Source organism: Rhodopseudomonas sp. BR0C11, assembly GCF_010820945.1.
In the GTDB taxonomy this organism is placed as follows: domain Bacteria; phylum Pseudomonadota; class Alphaproteobacteria; order Rhizobiales; family Xanthobacteraceae; genus Rhodopseudomonas; species Rhodopseudomonas palustris_H.
Window position 1 is genome coordinate 1 of sequence record NZ_QTKI01000478.1, and the last position, 3,334, is coordinate 3,334.

The window sequence follows — 3,334 nt, forward strand, 5'->3', positions numbered from 1 at the left end:
GGTCACCGACAGGATCTCGGCGGGGCGGGCGCGGCCGGTGGAGAGGAGGTGGGCGATCCGCGTGGTCAGCACGCGGGTCTTGCCGGTGCCGGCGCCGGCCAGCACCAGCACCGGGCCGTCGAGCGTCTCCACGGCGTCGCGCTGCTCCGGATTGAGGCCGGACAGATAGGCCGGTCCGGCCGCGGCGCGGGCGCGCGCGGCGATGCCGCCGGCGGCGGGCTGATAGCTGGAGAGGTCGAGAGGCTGGCGCTTGGTCGGATCGGTCATGCGAATCGTTTTACCACCCACAGCCGCGCTGCGGGGCTCGAAGGGGAGCCTTTAGAGCAGGATTATCCGCCGATATAGGCGCGGCGTGCCGCTATCGACAGGTTCGACCGCGCATCGCAGGCCGGCGCAGCGGCTGGTTAAGGCGATTTCGTTCCTGTTTCTCGCGTGAAAATGACGTCTTGACACGCCGAAACTGGCCGGAACTTTCGTTCCAGCCTCGGATTGTTTCGCCAAGCGGCGCAGCCGAAACCGGCGGCGCCTCATCCCAAGAGGCAGCCGCCAGCGGGTGCCTGAAGCGAAACGGAGGTCATCACATGTTGGGTTGGGTCGTGACGTTTCTCGTGGTTGCGCTGATCGCGGGTCTGCTGGGTTTCGGCGGCATCGCCGGTGCGTCGATCGAAATCGCCAAGATCATCTTCTTCATCGCGATCGTGCTGTTCCTGATCTCGGCGGTGGTCAGCATCTTCCGCGGCCGCACACGGGTCTAAGACGCCGGCCGCTTCTTCGAGGGCATCGCGATGCTGCGTCCGATGCCCTCGGGTTGCGGAAGGGCCCGATGAGCTTCTGCCATCCGCGCAATATTGGCGCGGATGTCGTCCGGAAACGGGGCGACTTTCCGGCTCGCCATATCGACGTGCATCGACATGTTCTCGGATGTCGCCGACAGCCAGCCTTCCTCGGCATGGCGCAGTTCTTCGAAGGTGTGGATCCGCTTCTCGTCCGCCGCGACGATGTAGACCGCGACCTGCACCGGGTCGCCGAGATGAATCTCTCGCAAGTAGCGAACGTGAGCTTCCGCCGTGAAGGTCGAGCCGCCGCGTGTGTTCAGATAGTCGACGCCGATCCCGAGCTCGCTCCAGATCTGATCGATCGCGCGGTCGAACAGCACGTTGTAATAGGCCATGTTGAGGTGGCCGTTATAGTCGATCCAGCCGGGCTCGATCTGCATCACCGACGACAGGAACGGCCGAGATACGGTGCCGATTTCGCTGCTGCGATCTACTTCCAAAGTCAATCGTACCTCCCTTGACCCCTCCGGTATCCTTTGCCACGGTCGCCCCGTTCCGAAGGAGTTTTTATCGTGGGCCTGACCATCACCAACACGCCGAAGCGCGCCGAGCCGCAGGCCGTGGCGAACGCCATTGAAGCGCTCGCGGCGCGGTTCGGCAACCGCCTCGTCACCTCGCTTGCGGTGCGCGAGCAGCACGGCCACACCACGACCTGGCTGCCGAACCAGCCGCCGGATGCGGTGGTGATGGCGCAGGACACCGCGGACATTCAGGACACGGTGCGGATCTGTGCGCAGCACAAGGTGCCGGTGATCGCGTTCGGCACCGGCACCTCGCTCGAAGGCCATGTCAACGCGCCGGCCGGCGGCGTCTGCATTGATCTCCGCGACATGAACAAGATCCTCGCCGTCCACACGGAGGACCTCGACTGCGTGATTCAGCCCGGCGTCACCCGCAAGGCGCTGAACGAGAACCTGCGCGACCAGGGCCTGTTCTTCCCGATCGATCCCGGCGCCGACGCCTCGATTGGTGGCATGGCGGCGACCCGCGCCTCCGGCACCAATGCGGTGCGCTACGGCACGATGCGCGACAACATCCTGGCGCTGAAGGTGGTGCGCGGCGACGGCGAGATCATCACCACCGGCACCCGTGCCAAGAAGTCGGCCGCCGGCTACGACCTGACCCACCTGTTCGTCGGCTCGGAAGGCACGCTCGGCATCATCTCCGAACTGACCATCAAGCTGCGCGGCATCCCGGAGACGATCGCGGCAGCGTCGTGCTCGTTCCCCTCGGTCAGCGACGCCTGCCAGGCGGTGATCCTGGCGATCCAGACCGGCATTCCGCTGGCCCGGATCGAGCTGATGAGCGAATCCCAGGTCAAGGCGGTGAACGCCTATTCCAAGCTGACGCTGCCGGAGACGCCGCTGCTGCTGCTCGAATTCCACGGCAGCGAAGTCGAAGTCGGCGAGCAGTCGAAGAATTTCGGCGCCATCGCCAAGGATTGCGGTGGCGGCGACTTCACCTGGACCACACGTCCGGAAGACCGCAACAAGCTGTGGCAGGCCCGGCATGATGCCTATTGGTCGGTGCGGGCGCTGCGCCAGGGTGACGGCGTCGGCGTCGTCGCCACCGACGTCTGCGTGCCAATCTCGCGGCTGGCTGATTGCGTCGGCGAGACCGAGGCCGACCTCAACCGGCTCGGGCTGCTGGCGCCGATCGTCGGCCATGTCGGCGACGGCAACTTCCACTGCTCGCTGTTGTGCGACGTCAACGACGCCGAAGAGCTGAAGCGCGCCGATGAGTTCATGCACCGGCTGGTGGAACGGGCGCAGTCGATGGACGGCACTTGCACCGGCGAGCACGGCATCGGCCAGGGCAAGCAGAAGTATCTGCAGGCCGAGCTCGGTCTCGAAGCGCTGCAGGCGATGCGCGCGATCAAGCAGGCGCTTGATCCGCAGAACATCTTCAATCCCGGCAAGATCCTGCCGCAAGGGATTTGAACCACAGCAACTTTGGGCCGCGTGAAGCCGCCGCTTGAAGTTGCTGTGAGTTCGCCACAGTCTGTCGCTAGGCGTTGAAATCACGAAAGAACGACGCCAGCGAGGGGCGTCACAACGCCCCCGAGGGGAGACCGCGTGCAGACGACGTTGCTCGGCCTGGCTATCGCGCTGATCCTGGCGCTGCTCGCCGCGCTGGTCGGGCCGTATCTGATCGACTGGAACCAGTTTCGTGGGCCGTTCGAGGCCGAAGCGACAAGGCTGCTCGGCGCCCAGGTTCGCGTCGCTGGACCGCTTGATGCGCGGCTGTTGCCGACGCCGTCGCTGCGGTTGCAGCAGGTGACGGTTGGTGGTGCCAACGACGCCGGCCGGGTCGGTGCCGCCAAGCTCGATGTCGAATTCAGCCTCGGCTCCCTGATGCGCGGCGAGCTGCGCGCCGACGAATTGTCGATCAACGGATTGGCGCTCGATCTCGGTCTCGATCCGCAGGGCCGGCTCGACTGGCCGGCGGCGGGACTGTCCAACCTTGCCGCGCTCACCGTCGACCGGCTCAACCTGACC

Annotated in this window: 5 protein-coding genes; 3 read left to right on the top strand and 2 right to left on the bottom strand. The window is 65.7% G+C overall.

The window, feature by feature from the left end; translation table 11 throughout:
* Nucleotides 1-267, bottom strand: a 267-nt coding sequence (locus DYI24_RS23715; protein ID WP_164574067.1) for a UvrD-helicase domain-containing protein, incomplete at its 3' end; no start/stop codon positions are given.
* Nucleotides 268-581: 314 nt separating this feature from the next.
* Here DYI24_RS23715 and DYI24_RS23720 point away from each other — a divergent pair.
* Nucleotides 582-755, top strand: a complete 174-nt coding sequence (locus tag DYI24_RS23720; protein ID WP_107345284.1) for a DUF1328 domain-containing protein — start codon at nt 582-584, stop codon at nt 753-755.
* Here DYI24_RS23720 and DYI24_RS23725 read toward each other — a convergent pair.
* Complete coding sequence (locus tag DYI24_RS23725) at nt 752-1,282, bottom strand: thioesterase family protein (RefSeq protein ID WP_164574068.1); 531 nt, start codon at nt 1,280-1,282, stop codon at nt 752-754. The two genes, DYI24_RS23720 and DYI24_RS23725, sit on opposite strands and share 4 nt — an antisense overlap.
* Nucleotides 1,283-1,348: 66 nt before the next feature.
* Here DYI24_RS23725 and DYI24_RS23730 point away from each other — a divergent pair, with 66 nt between their 5' ends.
* Both DYI24_RS23730 and DYI24_RS23735 read left to right on the top strand, forming a co-directional pair.
* Entirely contained in the window at nt 1,349-2,776 is a 1,428-nt protein-coding gene (locus tag DYI24_RS23730) for an FAD-binding oxidoreductase (RefSeq protein ID WP_164574069.1), read from the top strand.
* 135 nt (nt 2,777-2,911) lie between these two features.
* The coding region (locus DYI24_RS23735) for an AsmA family protein (RefSeq protein WP_164574070.1) at nt 2,912-3,334 on the top strand (423 nt) is incomplete at its 3' end.

Coding starts and splice junctions, on each gene's coding strand:
- DYI24_RS23720 (WP_107345284.1), top strand. CDS start 582: ATGTTGGGTTGGGTCGTGACGTTTCTCGTGGTTGCGCTGATCGCGGGT.